We start from the raw sequence: 18,637 nt of genomic DNA on the forward strand, positions 1-18,637 counted from the left end.
ACACATTCAATCATCAAGCATATGTATTAATTCATAAGCAATTCAGATTTGCATATGTAAAAAATGATGATTAAATACCTAAAGGAATTTCATTAAATGGAAAAACGTTCTTTTGAGCTTTTTTTGTTTCTCATGTTAAAACTGATCCCAAAATACTCTTTCATTATCTATACCTCATTCCTGATGATCCCAAATTAATAAAAATCCATACATCCGTCGATTTCCCCTTACTCCAATAAAACCCAAAAGAGCACCCGATAAATGTAAAAACATTCATTGAGTGCTCTTTTTTTGCTTATCCTGATAAAGTGTCGTTGATTTTTATGATGCAGATGCCAGGGATGGTACCGACTAATCAAAAGGTAGTGAGTCCTAGGAACCGACTGTTAAACTTAAAAGATAAATACTCAAAATATATTATATTGAAACTTCTATTTTTCAGCTAACAGGTTTAACTCGTCTACAAACCTTTTTGTGATAATTTCAGGGCGAGTAATGGCCGTTCCTACCACGACAGCAAAAGCACCACTTTCAATAGCTTTTCTAGCATGATCTTTAGTATGAATATGCCCTTCAGCGATGATGGGGATTTTTAAGGCAGAAGAGAGTTTTCGAATAAGGTCATAATCAACCTCCTTCACATATTTTGTTTCCTCTGTATACCCACACAATGTGGTTGCTACTATATCAGCACCGAATTTTTCTGCGATTAGTCCCTCTTCAAAAGTCGCACAATCTGCCATCACTAAAATATTTGGATGCTCACTATGGATTTTTCCTATGATACTTTCTAGCGTTTCTCCATGAGGGCGCTTTCGTTGAGTTCCATCTAAAGCTACTATAGACGCTCCAGCCTCAATGATGCTTGTTGCACTTTCATAGGTAGGAGTAATATAAACTTCACATTCTTCTATCCATTGTTTGTGAATACCTAATACAGGCAATTTTGTTACCTTTTTAATCGCTTTAATATTTTCTGGCCCGGTAGCCCTAATACCAACGGCGCCTCCTTTTTCTGCAGCCTTGCTTAATGCGCCCATGATATCAGCCCCATACATCGGCCATCCTATTCTGGCCTGGCACGACACTATCAATCCATTCTTAATGGCTTCCAATACGTTTTTTTCATCCATAATTACCACCTAAAGAACTCCCAAGAATTTACCTGCTAATCCTATAATAAAGGAAAGTAAGATTAACCAGTAGATAGACTTTTGATATTTAAACAATGCCCATAAGAAACCAAGTGTTAAGAGAAGGGGCAAAAGCCCAGGTAAGATTGAATCAAGAAGTTCTTGCAAATTTATTTCTTTGCCTCCAAAGTTCCATTTAGCAGCCACGCTTACTTTAACAAAATTAACTACCATAGATCCTGTTACCATTAATCCTACAATAGTAGCTCCCTGAACAAACTTATTTAGAACATCAGAGTCTTTCATTTTTAGAATTAGGCTTATCCCAAACTGGTACCCATAGACAATGCCGTAGTAACGAGAGAAAATATTTAGCAAGACGTTTGGTACGATAAATATAATGGGTCCAAGTAAATTTCCATCCAACGCCAAACCAGCGCCGATTGCTGCAAAAATGGTCATAAAAGTTGCTTTAAAAACAGAATCACCAATTCCAGAGAGTGGTCCCATCAATGCGGCTTTCGTAGAAGAAATTGTTTCTGAGGTGATAGGGTTTCCTTGCGCACGTTGTTCTTCAAGTGCAAGAGCAACACCTATGATGGCATTAGAAGTATAGGGGTGGCAGTTAAAAAACTCATTATGACGAACAACTGATTCTTTTAAATCCTGATTATTTGGATAGAGTTTTTTGAGTGCCGGCAATATCGCATAGCAGAACCCTAAACTGCCATAACGCTCATAATTTATAGACGTCATACTGAAGAAAGAACGTAAGAATGTTTTTATTAAATCTTTCTTTGTCAGAATCGTCGTTTTAGCTTCACTCTGTCGGGAGGAATGAGGGGAAATTTCACTATCATTTCCTTTCGTTCCCACTGCTGAAATGCTAATCGCGATTCCAAGACCCAACAAGGCTATTGAAAGTACATTCTGATCCAAGTAGACTGTCAGAACAAATCCAATTAGGAAAAATGACCAAAACTTCTTGAGGTTCATCATTTTTAGGAGCATGGCCATCCCTATTGCAGGTAGAATTCCTGCAGTAAGCTTTAATCCTTCCATAAACCAAGAAGGCATTAAGTCTACCAGATTATTTACAAATCCACTACCAAAATAAATGGCTAAAAAAGTTGGAATGAACATAACTGTAAAAAAAACGATTATTCCAGAAAGGTGTAGCCGTTCTGCCCTTTTTAGATTAAGTTCTTGTAAAGCATTGTCTGCCCGATGCACTAGATAAATATTAAAATTCCAAGCTAACATGATTAAAAGTTGCGCTAAAATACCGATTGGTAATGCCAGTGCAATTCCAACCTCAGGCTTACCCCCAGCACTAATCGCAAAAATAGTCCCTATTAGCCCAGCAATTTGTGCATTAGGAGGAACGCTGCCTCCAATCGGTAACACACCCATAAACATCAATTCCACACTGGCCCCTACAATCAATCCGGTTTGTAGGTCTCCCATTATTAGTCCCAATAATGGCCCAGCAAAAATGGGACGGCTAATCATCCAATATCCATACCCATAATTTTCGGTCATGATAACTGCAACAAAACCACTTAACAAAATCGCTGATATTAATTCAATTTCCACTTTTCCTCCTCCTTTTACATCGACTACCTTTTCGACCTCTAAATCTTGGTAAATAAATTAATAGATTTATCATTAGGAGAGGTTCTGATTTCACAAGGGATTCCGTGATCTCTAATCTTGAGAAAAACAGCTTTATCTTCTTCATCCATAAAGACGGTTTTACTAATTTCCTGTTTTCCTTCTTTATAGTACATGCCACCTACATTTATTGAAGGTAGAATGATCCCTTTTTCAATGAGAGATAAAAGGACTCGAGGACTTTTTACTACGATAAGTGTTTTTTCCAGATCTGACTGCTCATCAAAATATTTCACTGCATCTTCGACAGATAGGATAGCATGTCTTTTTCCTGAAGGGACTGCCATGCTAAGTAACAAAAGTTGTGTAGGGTCGTTTGCGACGCCATCATCAATTACAATAAATTCTGTGACTTGATAAGCAACACTCCATGAATAAGCAACTTGCCCATGTATAAGGCGTTCATCGATACGGGTTACAACGATACTCATTACAATTCCTCCTTAATATTTATGGGGGTTTATATAGCAAATACTCCGGGAAGTATTTGCTAAAAGCTCTTTGGGACTTACAGGTGAAAGGCAAGATTCAATAACTAAACCTAAATGGAAACCAGCGATTACTTGTACCCGGCTATTTTTTAACACTTGAAGTGTAGCTGCATTGCATGGGGTTCCCCCCTTAATATCTGCCAGAATGATTATTTCTTTGTACCGATCCAACAATTGATTGACTGCCGCTTCTAGTTCTCTTGAAAATGAATCTAACGTTACTTGGTCATCCATACACAATGCAAAGAGTTGCTGCTGTATCCCTGCTATAAGCTCTACACTTTCTTTCATAGTCGAAGCTAAATTCCCATGACTTACAAGTAAAATGGCCCGATTCAAACTATCCCCTCCTGATAACAGAATTTTTTGAATATTTTTATAGACTTATCTTATAAAAAAAGAATTATTAAATCAAGGTTTAATTAAAAAAAAAGGAAATAAAATTTCATAATTGGCATTTTTTTTTTCTAAATGTGCAAAAAACATTTCATTTATGATATAAATGAAACAATAAGAAGTTTTCATGCAGTTATTAAAATCTTTAATAAAGGGGACATACTATGAGCTCAACTTTATTACAAAAAATCAAAGAAAAAGCCGATTCCTTATCACGTGCTGAACGGCAAGTAGCCAAATATATATTAGACCATGCAGATTTGGTGCAAACTTACACGATTCAAGAAATATCAATCAACGCTAATGTTTCCCAAGCTAGTGTTGTCCGTTTTTGTAAAAGAATGGGTATAGAAAGCTTTAAAACCTTTCAACATACATTGGTGAAAGAAATGAGTTCAAATAATGCCAACATTAATGATCTTTCTTTATTACGGGAAAATGATACTCCCTATCAACTTTTCCAAAAAGTGACAATGAGCAATAAATTTGCTTTAGACTCTTTAGGACAAACTCTGAACAAAAAAGAGTTTGAAAAAGCAGTAGAATGCTTAAGCCAGGCAAAGAAAATTGCTTTTTTTGGTGTCGGGGGCTCCTCTACAGCTGCATTAGATGCCAGTAATAAATTTGCTAAACTTGGCGTTACTACAGGAATGAACACTGACTTTCATACAGTGATTTCCTATGTTTCCAATTTCACATCAGAAGATGCATTAGTCCTTTTTTCCACATCCGGAAAAACTAAAGATGTATTGGAGATGGCTTCATATGCAAAAAAGATAAACGTACCAGTATTGGCAATAACCGCTTATACAAAGTCTCCTTTATTGAAAATAGCTAGTATACAACTTTGTTTTCCTGACATCGAACATGATCACCGAATCGGCAGTATAGCATCTAGAATCTTGCAACTTAACATGGTTGATGCTCTTTTCTTAAGTGTTTTTCATCGAATCGATAAACAAACCATAGATAATTATCAAAAAGCACGTGAAGAGATTCTTCGTCTTAGAAGATAGCCAGGACAAACTCATCCTTGTATTGCTAATTTTAGAACGTCATGTAAACAAGAATATTCAGTCGTCCGACATTATCCCTATCTATCACCCTACTAATATTTGGTGACCGCTTTGAACACTATTGCTGGTTGTTACTAGCCGCTGCAATCATGGTTAAAAATACACTCTTCCAGACATATGAATTCATTCATAAGCATCCATTTGCATATGGAAAAAATGATGATTAAATACAAATAGTAAAAAAACGCATCCTTTTTAGGATGCGTCAGACTGTAGACAAACTCGATAAAAATTGAGTTTGTCTATTTTTATGGCTTGTACAATTTGGACGTTGATTTCCACTCCAGGCACTCGCTTTCCGCGGGCGGTCGGGGAGCCTCCTCGGCTTTCGCCTGCGGGGTCTCCCCTAGACGCGCTTTTCCCGCAGGAGTCTCGTACCTTCCGTTCCAATCAACTTTGTCTTATCTTTTAGATAAACACTTTTGCCCTGAGTCGCTTTTGTTTTAAAATAGAAGTATTAAAACTTGAGGTGATGAGGATGCTTTCGAAACATGACTCTATTCAGCGAGATCAACTGGTGCCACCGAACCATTTGGTTCGTAAACTAGAGGCTGCCATTGACTTCACTTTCATTTATGACTTGGTGAAAGATATGTATTCAGAGGTAGGACGCCCAAGTATTGATCCAGTTATTTTAGTTAAACTGACATTCATTCAATATACCTTCGGTATTCGTTCCATGCGTAAAACGATTGAAGAAGTTGAAACCAATATGGCTTACCGTTGGTTCTTAGGCTATGGTTTCCATGATAAAGTACCTCATTTCTCTACGTTTGGGAAAAATTACGAGCGACGCTTTAAAGATACAGACCTGTTTGAACAGATTTTCTATCGCATTTTAATGACAGCTGCTAATAAAAAGTTAAAAAGTGCTGAACACGTTTTCGTGGATTCCACACATGTGAAAGCCAGCGCGAATAAACGGACATTTGAAAAGAAAATCGTTCGTAAAGAAACACGAGCGTATCAAGGGCGTCTTCAAGAAGAAATCAATCAAGATCGTGAAAACCATGGAAAGAAGCCTTTTCCATCAGATAAATTTGATAAAGAAGAGACCAAAGAGATTAAAGAAAGAACAACGGATTCTAAGAGTGGTTACTATGTGAAAGATGAACGGACAAAACAGTTTGCCTATTCATTCCACGCGGCCGCAGACCGCAACGGTTTTGTATTGGGAACGATTGTAACACCTGGAAATATACATGACAGTCAGATCTTAGAGCCACTAGTTGAACAAGTGATTGAGAAAGTTGGAAAACCGGAGCTTATAAAACACCAGCGATTACAAGCTACCTATTTAACAAAGAAATCATACCGGCTTTACCTTATACACGTCCTCGCACCAAAGAAGGATTTTTCCGCAAACAGGACTATGTATACGATGAACATTTTGATTGTTACCTTTGTCCTTCGGGAGAGCTATTAAAGTACTCAACAACCAATAAAGAGGGCTATCGCGAGTATAAATCACCCAAACACACTTGTGCGACATGCTCATTTTTATCTCAGTGTACAGAAAGCAAAGACCATCAAAAAGTGGTGACACGGCATATTTGGCAAACACATGTGGAAGAAGCAAATCATCTGCGTCATCATCAAGATGTAAAAACTATATATGCGAAACGTAAAGAAACGATTGAGCGTGAATTCGCAGATGCAAAAGAAAAGCATGGTATGCGTTGGACAACTTTAAGGGGACTTAAAAAATTGTCGATGCAGGCGCTGCTTACTTTCGCTGCCATTAATTTAAAGAAGATGGCCAATTGGACATGGCGAGGTCCAAAAATGGCCTAACATAGTGGGCTCGTAGAGCCCCAATCTCCTAACTTCAGGCAAAAATTCAAAGGGAATCTCAAAAAGGGGTTCGGAATTTTTTAATTCCGAACCCCTTTTGTCTACAAACTGACGCATCCTTTTTAGGATGCGTTTTTCCCTGCGAGTCTCATAGTTGAATCTCTTCAACTTGATATTGAGGCGGGGCCGTTCGGAATGCCTTTGTGATATATAATAAATAACAAAAACCAATAATAAACCACCCTGACCCTATTATTAGTGAACTTGTCTCAAGATTGATCCAGAGAATGCCAATTGATATAGCTCCTATTAAAGGCATAATTAAGTAATTGATATATCCCTTTATAGTACGATGCTTTTTTTCCCGGATGATAAAATGGCTGATCACTGACAGATTTACAAAGGTAAATGCCATTAGTGCACCAAAGTTGATCAGTGATGCAGCTGTGACTAGATCAAAGAATAAAGCCGACAATGAAATGACTCCAACTATGAGAACATTAATGGCTGGCGTTTTCCACTTAGGGTGAATAAACCCAAACCATTTTTCCGGAAACACTTTATCACGACCCATGACATACAAAAGTCGTGAAACGCTAGCATGTGATGCGAGTCCTGATGCTAGCGTATTGACGAGAGTCGTGCACAGAAAAATGGATTGGAATAGCTTTCCACCTACATAAAGGGCGATTTCCGGTAACGCAGCATCAGGTTCTTTAAAACGCGATATATCCGGAAAAAAGAGCTGAATAAAGAAAGAAGAGGTAATGAAGATGATTCCACCCCAAAGTGCAGTTAAAAATATCGCTTTTGGAATCGTTTTTTTCGGATTTGGCGTTTCCTCAGATAGTGTCGTTACCGCATCAAACCCCAAAAAGGAAAAACAAAGAATCGTGGCTCCGGTTATAATTGCCGAATAGTCCATTCCTTCATTTACGAAAGGCTTTATTGTAAACACTTCTCCTGTACCTTCTCCATTGTGCAAACCTTTGATAACAAGAATGATGAACACTGCCATGATGGCAATCTGAATTAAAACAAAAATAGCATTAAAGTTAGCAAGTACATTAACGCTGCGGAGATTGAGAATGGTGACAATTGCTACGAATAATACTACCCATAGCCATGATGGAACTTCTGGAAATAAAGCAGTGAGATAAATTTTGGTCAACAATGCATTTACCATAGGTAAAAATAAATAGTCTAACAACGAAGACCATCCTACCAGGAATCCTAAATGTCGGTTAATGGCCTTTTGCGTATAAGTATAGGCAGAACCTGCCGCGGGAAAAACCTTTACTAGTTTTCCATAGCTTGCAGCTGTAAAAAGCATCCCTACCAACGCGAAGATATAAGCAGTCGGCACATGGCCCCCCGTAATCCCAGATACTATGCCAAATGTATCAAATACGACCATGGGTGTCATATAGGCTAACCCCATCATAACAATTTGCCATAATTTCAGCGTTCTTTTCAATGTTACCTCATTCCCCACCTATCATTCCTCCTTGTAACCGTTTTCAAATAGTAGGATCAATATTTTTTTAATTGATAATTTCAATACCTCCCTCTTTATAAGAATTGCAACTGTTTACCTTAATGCAAGTTTTGTGCCATCTGATTTCGGTTTACTTCGATAAATGAATTACGCTAGAAATGGTTTTTATTCCTGCATTCTTACCTGCATTGGATTGATTTATAGGAATAAAAGTCGTTCAGCATCTTATAATTGGCGATTCAATTTCCCATAAATTATTCGCACTTGCATATTCCATTCAAATGATATCTGGTTAGAAGCTACAAAAAACCACTTACTGTGACTTGGCATGATAATTGCATAATTAATCATCCATAGGAATTCATTTATATGAGTTTCAAAACTATCATCGTTATAAGAAAATGGAGGAATAGAAAAATGAAATATCCTTTATCCCCTGATGTTAAACCAGAGTTTTGTACGACCGGTTCATTTATGCGCCTACCATCTTCAAGAGAAAATGCCAAATTGGCAGTGGTAGGTATGCCTTTTGATACAGCTGCTTCATTCAGGGTAGGAGCTCGGTTTGCTCCACAGGCTGTCCGCCAGGCATCCATGACGTTGTTTCCTTACCATCCCATTCACAAGGTATTTCCGTTTGACGAATGTAATGCCATTGATATTGGGGACGTTTCGGTAATTCCCCATAATATACATCGAAGCTATGAGATAATTGAAAAGGCTATGGGAGACTTGATGAAAAACGGTATCATTCCAATCGGCATCGGAGGGGATCATTCAGTAACATTGGCTAATCTAAGAGCTGCCGCAAAAATACACGGTCCTGTTGCACTTCTTCATTTTGATTCACATACAGATACCTGGGATACTTATTATGATGAAAAATATTGGCATGGTTCCCCGTTTATCCGTGCATATGAGGAAGGCTTGCTCCAAACGGATAAAGTTTTCCAAATTGGCATCAGAGGCACGCTCAATCATCCAGGAGATATAGATTCAAGTACAGATCTAGGTTACAATGTGATAACTACTCCCGAGCTGAAGAAAAGAGGAATCGAAGATGTCGTGAAGGAGGTCAAGAAAACCATTGGGGATACACCATGTTTCTTGAGCTTTGATATTGATTTTGTTGATCCATCCTGTGCCCCTGGTACTGGCACTCTGGAGGTCGGCGGTCTAAATAGCTTTGAAACCCTAGAAATGATACGCTCTCTGCAAGGATTCAACTTTATTGGGTTCGACCTGGTGGAAGTCCTTCCACCGTACGATCCAACACAAATTACATCACTATTGGCAGCCACCATCATTCATGACTTTGCCAGTTTAGTAGCCTTACAGCTAAAAGAAGAACAAAAAAAGGAGAATTCGACCCAAAATAGTTTATAGGATGATTATCTATAGGAGGGAAAGATCCAAGCTAAAGGTCATGAAACAATAACAAAATGGATCCCATATACAAAAGGCACCTGCTTTTAGTGAAAGCAGATGCCTTTTGTATATTTATATGCTATTTTCCCTGTAAATAATTTTATATCAACTGGTGAACAATTTAGTCTCCCGAATAAATCCTTGTTCACGCTTCTATCTTGTTGGAAAATTTCGAACTTCATTCTGTTTCCGGTTTATTAGGAATAACAAAAAAGGGAATGAAAAAACACATCCCAATAGAAAGAATGGGATGTGCCACCATATTATTCGTCTGATTCTCCCCCAGAACGATTCGTTTGTGTTGGCAGGGTGTTCCAAAAGCCTGCATCGACCGTTTCAATTGAATGATCAGCAATAGCTCTAACAGCTGCATCCAAAGTGGTGATTGTTTGCTTTATTAGATAGCCATTACTTTTTTGTCCAAGTGCAACTGTCTCGACATTGTGGTCAGACATCCCCCGCATCTCAAAGAGTAAAGTTGCAATATCATAACGAACGGCCGCACCATTACGGCCTATATTTTCTCCTGAACCGCCATCATATTTACCAATATGGCCCCAACCAGTAGGTTCAATTGAGTTATATACAACAGCACCCAGTTTTTTTGAAGCTTCTAGCACTTCAGGCTTTACGTTTGCGTTTGTAGGATAAAGTATTGAACCTGAAACAAGTTCACCATCTGTTTCGCTTAGCGTCCCTTGATGATGTAAATCTATCATGTAATCGATATCGTATTTTGCAAATACATTTTCGTGTAAAGCTTTTACCTCGACTTGCATTTGATTGGTTTTTTTATCATGCTCCCGGTTTAAGTCGACCCCGTTTGCATTTGCCCGGGTTAGATGTCGATCACCCTTTGCCAAATAGTCATCAAGAGAGAAATTAACATCTCCCATTGCCCCATCTGCGTTTAACATTGGAATGATAAGAATGTTAACATTTTCCAATATCCCTTTAGTCTTATTCGTTCCTAAATGTTTAATGAATTCCAATGCACCCTCAGTAGTCAGCTGTTCATTTCCATGCTGTTGAGTTAAAAATAGTATAGTTGGGTTTTTAGGATTGGAAATATATTTCGCAAGATAAATATCTCTTCCTTTTACCGTTTCCCCGATTACTTCCAATGCCAACCTTTCTTGTTTAGCATCCTGGGTTTTTAGATAACTTACCAAGCTTTCATATGTATGCAGATTTGAAGTTGTCACTTGACCATTTCCAGCACTGGGGCCATTACCAACCGCTCCGACTGGTAGCGCAACAGCTGTTACAGCGCTTAAAGACATTAAACTAGATAATGAAACTGTTAGAACTTTCTTCTTAAAATTCAAAAAAAAAACCTCCCTTTTCATTTAACAATCATAAAAATAACTATTACTAATATTCTGACATTTTTAACACTTTGTGTTAATAGTGAAAAATACCTATTCTTCCGAAAAATTTTCCATTTTACACACAATATAACTTGAAAGGACTTCCGGAATGATTTTATAAATTTTGCCATCAATTTGATGCCGTATTATGGGTTTTTTATGAGTTGGGTATCTGCTTAAAACTTGGTCAACTTTTAATTAACTATAAGGTGCGTGCTGCCTCCCTTTTAGATATTATAACTAGGAAAAAGCCAGGAAAACGAGCCCGAATAATGAAAAAGGGTAGAATTCTAGAAGGAAGGCCATGACCATTCAATTTAATTTATCTATATGCATAACTTGAACATGAATGGCCAAAAATAAGAAGTATTAAGAAGAAAGGAACAAACAAAAAGGTGAATGCCTGATCATTTCAACAATTAATCCTTTGTATTTAGTTGGAAAGGTTGTTTTACATACCCCTTCTCCTTTAGCTGTAGTAGTTGTTGTCTTGAAAGTTCGAAAGTTCGGCTTTTGAAACTTTTACACGAAAGGTTGGAAATTTTCTTCATATTACTTACTATTTTTTAAAAATTTCTATCATTCCTTAAGCAATATACAAAACACCCAGCTGATATTGGTAAATCTCACTAAACCTGTTATATTATTAATGATTTCCCCTTCAAAGTTCACTAAAAGAATAAAGCTTTTTATGCCTGATATTGATCGGAGGAATCATTTTAATTCTGGTTATCATTCTGGATATCTTGGTTCTTGGGCCCACTATAAAGAAAGCACTTATGGTAGCCAATGTAATTATAATAATGCGAGTTGGGGCAAATAAAGATCATCATAAAAATAGGCTGGAAATTCGAAAAAATCCATTTTCACCGTTGCATTTTGGTTGAATACAATAGGATGATCCAATGAATGTTATGAATGAGGTGGTATGTTGAAACATAAAATAATCATTATTCTTAGTTTAGTTTTTGTAGTATTTATGACTGTTTTATTCATCCTTTACCTCATTAAAGATGATTCTTCCCGATGGATGGTAGCTCTTGGGGGTATATTGGTAAGTGCCTTGCCCATTTCATTATTATTTGTTAAACATAATCCCTTTAACATTCCGATCATTATTGGTTTTTATGTTTTTGTTTTCTGTACGACATTTTTAGGGTCAATTGCAAATTTTTATGTGGATTTTAAATGGTGGGACTCTACCCTTCATTTCTACAAGGGCATTTTTATCGGCTTTGTTGGAATTGCTCTCTATAAATTTTTCATCCCTCAAGGGGCGCGAAAAGATATTTCAAGTTGGATCATCTTTCTATTTGTTCTCTCACTTGCAGTCACTTCCACTGTTCTTTGGGAAATCTATGAGTTCGCAGGAGACCTGACTTTTACTCAAACCATGCAGCGAGGCGGTAATAAGGATACTATGTACGATATGATTTTCGGTCTTACTGGCGGTCTTCTTATCTCCATTTATTCTAGTGTACAAAAAAATCATGATAATTTGCAGAGGTAATCATATGAATCGTAAGTTAGTTATTTCATTTAGTTTGGTCTATGTACTTTTCATGGCAGCTTTATCTATCTTTTACTATACAACCGATGAAACTTTCAAATCCCTTGTTTCGATAGGTGGTGTGGTTTGTGGAGCAATTCCCCTGCTATTGGCCCTATTTACTAAGCTTCAATTCAATCTGCCCATTATCATTTCCTATTTAATCTTCTTGTTCGGTTCACAATATTTAGGATCTATTTTAGGCTGGTATGGACTGGGGTGGTGGGACACATTCTTACATTTTCTAAGTGGATCCCTTCTTGCTTTTACTGCAATTGCTTTATATGAACGTTTGGTACACAGAAATGCAGGTAATGGGATATCCCCCTGGTTTGTCTTTTTGTTTACCCTCTCTTTCGCAGCACTTGGTGGTGTTATATGGGAAATCTACGAATTTAGTTCTGATCAATTATTCGGAATGACATTACAAGGCGGAGGAAATAAAGATACAATGACAGATTTAATCGCCGATACTGTTGGAGGTCTCATTATTGCAATGTGGGCCGGAGTTCGGACAAAGGTTAAGGTAAGGAAAACATGAAAAAGTTCACATGTTTTAACAATCTTCCATTTCATCTCATCTTAATTGTTAAAGGTTTATGCAAAAATCGGCTAATCAAATCTTAAGTATTGAAATGGTAACATTGAGTTGACTGCATATAAAAACCGACCATCACATAGTGGCCGGTTTTTATGGTCATTTAAATATGATGGATATGATCTTATCCGTCGTCATCTCACTATCTACCACATATGTTCCAGGTCGTAGTCCGTTGGCCTTGCCTTTCTTTTCAACCTCGTCTGAAAACTTATTGGCATTCTTAATGACTTTTGCTTTTTGAAGGGTTTTACCCACATCGATGCTTGTCGAGCCTTTAGACACTCTCAGAACTGTACGATATATGACTTTCTCTGTTGGTTCTTTTACATTTTCTTTTTCAGCTTCCGCTTTATCTTTAATCGACTTTGCTTCAGCAATTTGATCTTCCCATTCTTTTTCTGTATGTATGACATACCCTTCAGAAGCCAGAGAATCTTTCATCTCATCTTCTGTTAGTTTCTCTGAAGTGCCCGTCGCTTCACTTGGACCAAAGAAATACACTGCACCGCACAAACCTGCCGCAACAATAAGGCCACCGGCAAAGCTGCGCATTGATTTAGATGTCATTGGCCACATTTCTCCTTTCACTCTTCGTTTTAATGTAAGGAGTAAGCAAGCCTTCTATCTCATTTTCCGTCTGTTTTGTTTTCAGTGCGATGCTTTCAAATGAATAGCCTCGCTTATGTAGGTCGAGTACTTCACGCAACAAGTTCCGCTTTTCGGAAGACATTGCAAGAATGCCTGCCTCTTGCACCGTAATTTCAGCATCTATCTCGATGTTCCTGATTTTTTCCTGTAATACATTCATTTCATTTCCAAAAGTGATAGCAAGCTGTTCCAATTGACTGTCCACTTTTACAGAATCCTTTTTAATAAACGATAAAATGAACAGTAAAACTGCTACACCAAACAAAATGATTAGAGCCCATTCCATCATTCTATGTCCCTCCTTAATAAATTTAAATCTATTATCTCGCTTTCTAATTATATATTGATTTGTTCAAAAACTCGATTTAAAAGTACTAAATACGATAATAGTCACGTAACAAATATAAAAAAGGAATAATTAGCATGTTTTCAGGTTTATCAATAGCTAACACACTCCTTCTCTGTAACTATTATACCATATGAGGCCAATATTACCATAAAAAAAGGACTCGCTATTTAGGACCAGTTAGGTCAAAATGATGAAGGTTTTTTATAATGTTAGTATTTAGCCCACGCTAAAAGCACAATCCTGTCAGCAGGAAAAATTTCCTTTGATAAGTTTAGTGAAATAAGTAGCTTTTAATCTAAGCTTTAAAGGGTGCAAACACTTACAAAAAGGCCAAATAATATTAGCTCTGCTTGCATCAGCTAATCGAGACGAAATTGAACGCGACCATGAATTTGATATTCACCATAATCCAAGTCCTCAGATTGCATTTGGACACGGCAAGGTCAAAAATGGCATAATATAGTGGGCTCGTAGAGACCCAAGCTCTTAATCTTGAGCAAAATTCCAAGTAAATATCAAAAGGGTTTCGGAATTAATACATTCCGAAACCCTTTTGTCGACAAACTGAAAGAACGATTCCATTAAAGGAATCGTTCTCAGACTGTAGACAAACTCGAGGAAAATCGAGTTTGTCTATTTTTTATGAGTTGTACAATTTGGCCGTTGATTTCCACTCCAGGCACTCGCTTTCCGCGGGCGGTCGGGGAGCCTCCTCGGCTTTCGCCTGCGGGGTCTCCCCTAGACGCGCTTTTCCCGCAGGAGTCTCGTACCTTCCGTTCCAATCAACTTTGTCTTATCTTTTAGATAAACACTTTTGCCCTGAGTCGCTTTTGTTTTAAAATAGAAGTATTAAAACTTGAGGTGATGAGGATGCTTTCGAAACATGACTCTATTCAGCGAGATCAACTTGAAATGATTACGTTAGATCAACTGGTGCCACCGAACCATTTGGTTCGTAAACTAGAGGCTGCCATTGACTTCACTTTCATTTATGACTTGGTGAAAGATATGTATTCAGAGGTAGGACGCCCAAGTATTGATCCAGTTATTTTAGTTAAACTGACATTCATTCAATATACCTTCGGTATTCGTTCCATGCGTAAAACGATTGAAGAAGTTGAAACTAATATGGCTTACCGTTGGTTCTTAGGCTATGGTTTCCATGATAAAGTACCTCATTTCTCTACGTTTGGGAAAAATTATGAGCGACGCTTTAAAGATACAGACCTGTTTGAACAGATTTTCTACGCATTTTAATGACAGCTGCTAATAAAAAGTTAATAAGTGCTGAACACGTTTTCGTGGATTCCACACATGTGAAAGCCAGTGCGAATAAACGGAAATTTGAAAAGAAAATCGTTCGTAAAGAAACACGAGCGTATCAAGGGCGTCTTCAAGAAGAAATCAATCAAGATCGTGAAAACCATGGAAAGAAGCCTTTTCCATCAGATAAATTTGATAAAGAAGAGACCAAAGAGATTAAAGAAAGTACAACGGATTCTGAGAGTGGCTACTATGTGAAAGATGAACGAACAAAACAGTTTGCCTATTCATTCCACGCAGCCGCAGACCGCAACGGTTTTGTATTGGGAACGATTGTAACACCTGGAAATATACATGACAGTCAGATCTTAGAGCCACTAGTTGAACAAGTGATTGAGAAAATTGGAAAACCGGAAGCCGTTGCCGCAGATGTAGCTTATAAAACACCAGCGATTACAAGCTACCTATTTAACAAAGAAATCATACCGGCTTTACCTTATACACGTCCTCGCACCAAAGAAGGATTTTTCCGCAAACAGGACTATTATACGATGAACATTTTGATTGTTACCTTTGTCCTTCGGGAGAGCTATTAAAGTACTCAACAACCAATAAAGAGGGCTATCGCGAGTATAAATCACCCAAACACACTTGTGCGACATGCTCATTTTTATCTCAGTGTACAGAAAGCAAAGACCATCAAAAAGTGGTGACACGGCATATTTGGCAAACACCATGTGGAAGAAGCAGATCATCTGCGTCATCATCAAGATGTAAAAACTATATATGCGAAACGTAAAGAAACGATTGAGCGTGTATTCGCAGATGCAAAAGAAAAGCATGGTATGCGTTGGACAACTTTAAGGGGACTTAAAAAATTGTCGATGCAGGCGATGCTTACTTTCGCTGCCATTAATTTAAAGAAGATGGCCAATTGGACATGGGGAGGTCCAAAAATGGCCTAACATAGTGGGCTCGTAGAGCCCCAATCTCCTAACTTCAGGCAAAAATTCAAAGGGAATCTCAAAAAGGGGTTCGGAATTTTTTAATTCCGAACCCCTTTTGTCGACAAACTGAGAACGATTCCATTAAAGGAATCGTTCTTTTTTTGCGTTTAATTTTCAGTAGTTTCGCTTACTCCTGAATAGCTTTTCTTATACTTAACGACAAAGTAAAGTAATGTCAATATCATAAAGCTAATTGTAAAGCCAAGTAAAACATAGACGTTTTGCCACATTAAACCAAAGTTACCACTTGATATAACCTCTTTAAATCCTCTAACTGAGAAGGTCATCGGTAACCAATTATTGAATATTTGTAATGGTTCTGGTATTAATTCAAGTGGGAATGTTCCAGCACTTGTCGTTAATTGTAAGATCAAGATAACAATCGCGATGAAACGACCTGGATCTCCCAATGTTGTTACAAGCAACTGAATCAATGTAATGAATACCAAACTCGTTATAATCGAGAACATTACGAATAACGGTACACTTTTCACTTCCATATCAAGCAGTACTAATGTTAATCCTGAGGCTATAATTGCTTGGATAATACCTACTGCAGCAATAATGCCAAATTTACTTAAGAACCAAGTGAACCCGTTTTTCGGAATTCCAATCGGCTCTCTTAATGGAAAGACAATTGAGAGCAATAATGCACCTACAAACAAACCTAATGATAGGAAGTAAGGAGCAAAACCAGTTCCATAGTTCGGAACTTTATTGATGCTTTCTTTTTCAACCTTAACAGGCTCTGCAACCATGTTATACGTTTCTTCACCAGCATTAATATCTGCTGAATCTTTAGCCGCTTTATTGATTTTATCCTTAAACTCTGTCGACCCTTCCGCCAACTTACTTGTTCCACTTACAATTTTACTAGAACCATCCGCTAATTGACTAGATCCATCTGCTAATGCTGCCGATCCTGCTGTAAGCTGATTGACTCCATCTGCAAGTGTCGCTGAACCTGAAGCGAGGTTTTGGCTACCGGTTGCTGCTTCTGATAATTTCTCACCGAATGTTACTAGACCTACTCTTAATTGAGATTGACCTTCTTTTAATTGAGCAGCCCCTGTTTCTAATTGACCTGCTCCTTCATTTAATTGAGAGACACCTGTTTGAAGTGCTTTTTGGCCACTATTCAGGGTCGAAATATTTTCAGAAAGGCTAGAGGCACCTGCTTGAATCTGACCAGCAGAATTAGCAAGCTCTTTATTCCCTGATTCAAGCTTTGTAGCGCCAGCTGATAAATTATCAAATGCTTGCTTCAATGCATCTTGCTGTTCTTTTGGTAAAGCCCCCAAATATGGGTCTAAGGTCGATTGAAGAGTCGATACACCTTCTTTCAATCCTGATGCTCCATCAGCTAAGCTATTTGAACCTGACTCTAACTGTTGCAAGGAACCTTTCAGTTGCTTACTTCCATCATGAATTTTTTCCGTACCCGAAACAAGTTCATTCATCTTCTCTTCAACTGTACCGATGCCAGTATGAGTCTTTTCAATTCCAGACTGAAGACTTCCTGCCCCATCTTCTGCCTTTTTCGCTCCGTCAATCAATTGATTTTGAGCGTTAGATAACTGGCCTAAACCATCAGCAAGAGTTTTTGCTCCTTTTTGTAACTCAACGGTACCGTCCTGAACTTTCTTGGTACCACCTGTAAATTCAACTTGTTTTTCAGCTAATGATGTTAATTTTTCTTCTAAAGTTTTTGCACCATTATCAACGTCCAGGATTCCATCTTTCAGTTTCCCAGCTGCTTCATCCGTTGACTGAAACCCTTCGCCCATTTCAGTAATGATGTCAAACATGGTCTCTGCATATGTCTCAGTTACTTTTTCTGCAAGAGCCATTTGGATTTTTTGAACTGCTGTTTCTCCTATTTGAGCTGATAAGAAGTTAAAGCTTTCATTTGGAACATACTTTAATTCAAGTTTTTTCGGCTTTTCATCCATTAACGTCGTCGCGTTTTTTGAAAAATTCTCTGGAACTTCTACTAGTAAATAATATTTTTGATCCTCTAAGTTTTTGTAGCCTGTTTTACGATCAACAAACTGAAAATTAAAGTCCTTACTTTTCTTCAGTTTTTCTACAAATTCATCTCCTAGTTTTATTTCTTCTCCCTCTAACTCAGCACCGGAGTCATTATTAACAATGGCAACTGGTAAATCTTCAAGACGATCATACGGATCCCAAAAAGCCCATAAGAACATGCCACTATACAAAATAGGAATAAACAGAATTGCGATAATCGGAATAAGCAGTTTTTTATTTTTAAACAGGCCAAGGAACTCCTGTTTTATTAAACTAGATTTCAAAGAATCCCCCCTAAGTATGATTGACCATTTAGTTCATTTGGTCAT

The 18,637-nt window shown here is 37.7% G+C and carries 13 protein-coding genes and 2 pseudogenes; 6 read left to right on the top strand and 9 right to left on the bottom strand.

Features of this window, described 5'->3' with window-relative positions; translation table 11 throughout:
* Positions 1–431: 431 nt before the first annotated feature.
* From UP17_RS14910 to UP17_RS14925, 4 genes are read right to left on the bottom strand one after another with little or no spacing between them, the layout of a single operon-like run.
* On the bottom strand, positions 432–1,133 hold the full coding sequence (locus UP17_RS14910; RefSeq protein WP_061463791.1) for an N-acetylmannosamine-6-phosphate 2-epimerase: 702 nt from the start codon (positions 1,131–1,133) through the stop codon (positions 432–434).
* 9 nt (positions 1,134–1,142) lie between these two features.
* Complete coding sequence (locus UP17_RS14915) at positions 1,143–2,729, bottom strand: PTS system mannose/fructose/sorbose family transporter subunit IID (RefSeq protein ID WP_208857023.1); 1,587 nt, start codon at positions 2,727–2,729, stop codon at positions 1,143–1,145.
* A gap of 38 nt (positions 2,730–2,767) precedes the next feature.
* Entirely contained in the window at positions 2,768–3,238 is a 471-nt protein-coding gene (locus UP17_RS14920; protein ID WP_061463792.1) for a PTS sugar transporter subunit IIB, read from the bottom strand.
* A gap of 12 nt (positions 3,239–3,250) precedes the next feature.
* Positions 3,251–3,637: a PTS sugar transporter subunit IIA gene (locus UP17_RS14925; RefSeq protein ID WP_061463793.1), complete on the bottom strand. Its 387-nt coding sequence runs from the start codon at positions 3,635–3,637 to the stop codon at positions 3,251–3,253.
* Between the two features lie 221 nt (positions 3,638–3,858).
* Between UP17_RS14925 and UP17_RS14930 the strand changes: the two genes are divergently transcribed.
* Together UP17_RS14930 and UP17_RS14935 are read left to right on the top strand one after the other, a co-directional pair.
* A complete protein-coding gene (locus tag UP17_RS14930) occupies positions 3,859–4,710 on the top strand; it encodes a MurR/RpiR family transcriptional regulator (RefSeq protein WP_061463794.1) in 852 nt (283 codons plus the stop codon).
* 538 nt (positions 4,711–5,248) lie between these two features.
* Positions 5,249–6,564, top strand: a pseudogene (locus tag UP17_RS14935) (IS1182 family transposase).
* Between the two features lie 148 nt (positions 6,565–6,712).
* Here the strand turns inward: UP17_RS14935 and UP17_RS14940 are convergent.
* Positions 6,713–8,059: an APC family permease gene (locus UP17_RS14940; protein WP_061463795.1), complete on the bottom strand. Its 1,347-nt coding sequence runs from the start codon at positions 8,057–8,059 to the stop codon at positions 6,713–6,715.
* A gap of 420 nt (positions 8,060–8,479) precedes the next feature.
* Between UP17_RS14940 and speB the strand changes: the two genes are divergently transcribed.
* Positions 8,480–9,448 carry an agmatinase gene (speB, locus tag UP17_RS14945; RefSeq protein ID WP_061463796.1) on the top strand — a complete coding sequence of 323 codons (969 nt, stop codon included), beginning with the start codon at positions 8,480–8,482 and terminating at the stop codon, positions 9,446–9,448.
* Positions 9,449–9,753: 305 nt separating this feature from the next.
* On the opposite strand, the gene UP17_RS14950 is transcribed toward speB, so the two are convergent.
* Positions 9,754–10,818 (bottom strand): M14 family zinc carboxypeptidase, encoded by a 1,065-nt coding sequence (locus UP17_RS14950; protein WP_155727334.1) that lies wholly within the window; start codon positions 10,816–10,818, stop codon positions 9,754–9,756.
* Positions 10,819–11,788: 970 nt separating this feature from the next.
* Between UP17_RS14950 and UP17_RS14955 the strand changes: the two genes are divergently transcribed.
* On the top strand, positions 11,789–12,370 hold the full coding sequence (locus UP17_RS14955; RefSeq protein WP_061463798.1) for a DUF2238 domain-containing protein: 582 nt from the start codon (positions 11,789–11,791) through the stop codon (positions 12,368–12,370).
* A 4-nt stretch (positions 12,371–12,374) separates the two neighbouring features.
* Complete coding sequence (locus tag UP17_RS14960) at positions 12,375–12,950, top strand: DUF2238 domain-containing protein (protein WP_061463799.1); 576 nt, start codon at positions 12,375–12,377, stop codon at positions 12,948–12,950.
* 156 nt (positions 12,951–13,106) lie between these two features.
* On the opposite strand, the gene UP17_RS14965 is transcribed toward UP17_RS14960, so the two are convergent.
* Together UP17_RS14965 and UP17_RS14970 are read right to left on the bottom strand one after the other, a co-directional pair.
* Positions 13,107–13,577 (bottom strand): hypothetical protein, encoded by a 471-nt coding sequence (locus tag UP17_RS14965; RefSeq protein ID WP_061463800.1) that lies wholly within the window; start codon positions 13,575–13,577, stop codon positions 13,107–13,109.
* On the bottom strand, positions 13,567–13,947 hold the full coding sequence (locus UP17_RS14970; protein WP_250211678.1) for a hypothetical protein: 381 nt from the start codon (positions 13,945–13,947) through the stop codon (positions 13,567–13,569). The genes UP17_RS14965 and UP17_RS14970 overlap by 11 nt, the downstream gene beginning before the upstream one ends.
* 930 nt (positions 13,948–14,877) lie before the next feature.
* Here UP17_RS14970 and UP17_RS27700 point away from each other — a divergent pair.
* Positions 14,878–16,235: pseudogene (locus tag UP17_RS27700) on the top strand (IS1182 family transposase).
* Between the two features lie 149 nt (positions 16,236–16,384).
* Here UP17_RS27700 and UP17_RS14980 read toward each other — a convergent pair.
* Positions 16,385–18,592: a YhgE/Pip domain-containing protein gene (locus UP17_RS14980; protein ID WP_061463801.1), complete on the bottom strand. Its 2,208-nt coding sequence runs from the start codon at positions 18,590–18,592 to the stop codon at positions 16,385–16,387.
* Between the last annotated feature and the right edge of the window lie 45 nt (positions 18,593–18,637).

This window comes from Peribacillus simplex, from assembly GCF_001578185.1.
GTDB lineage: Bacteria > Bacillota > Bacilli > Bacillales > DSM-1321 > Peribacillus > Peribacillus simplex_A.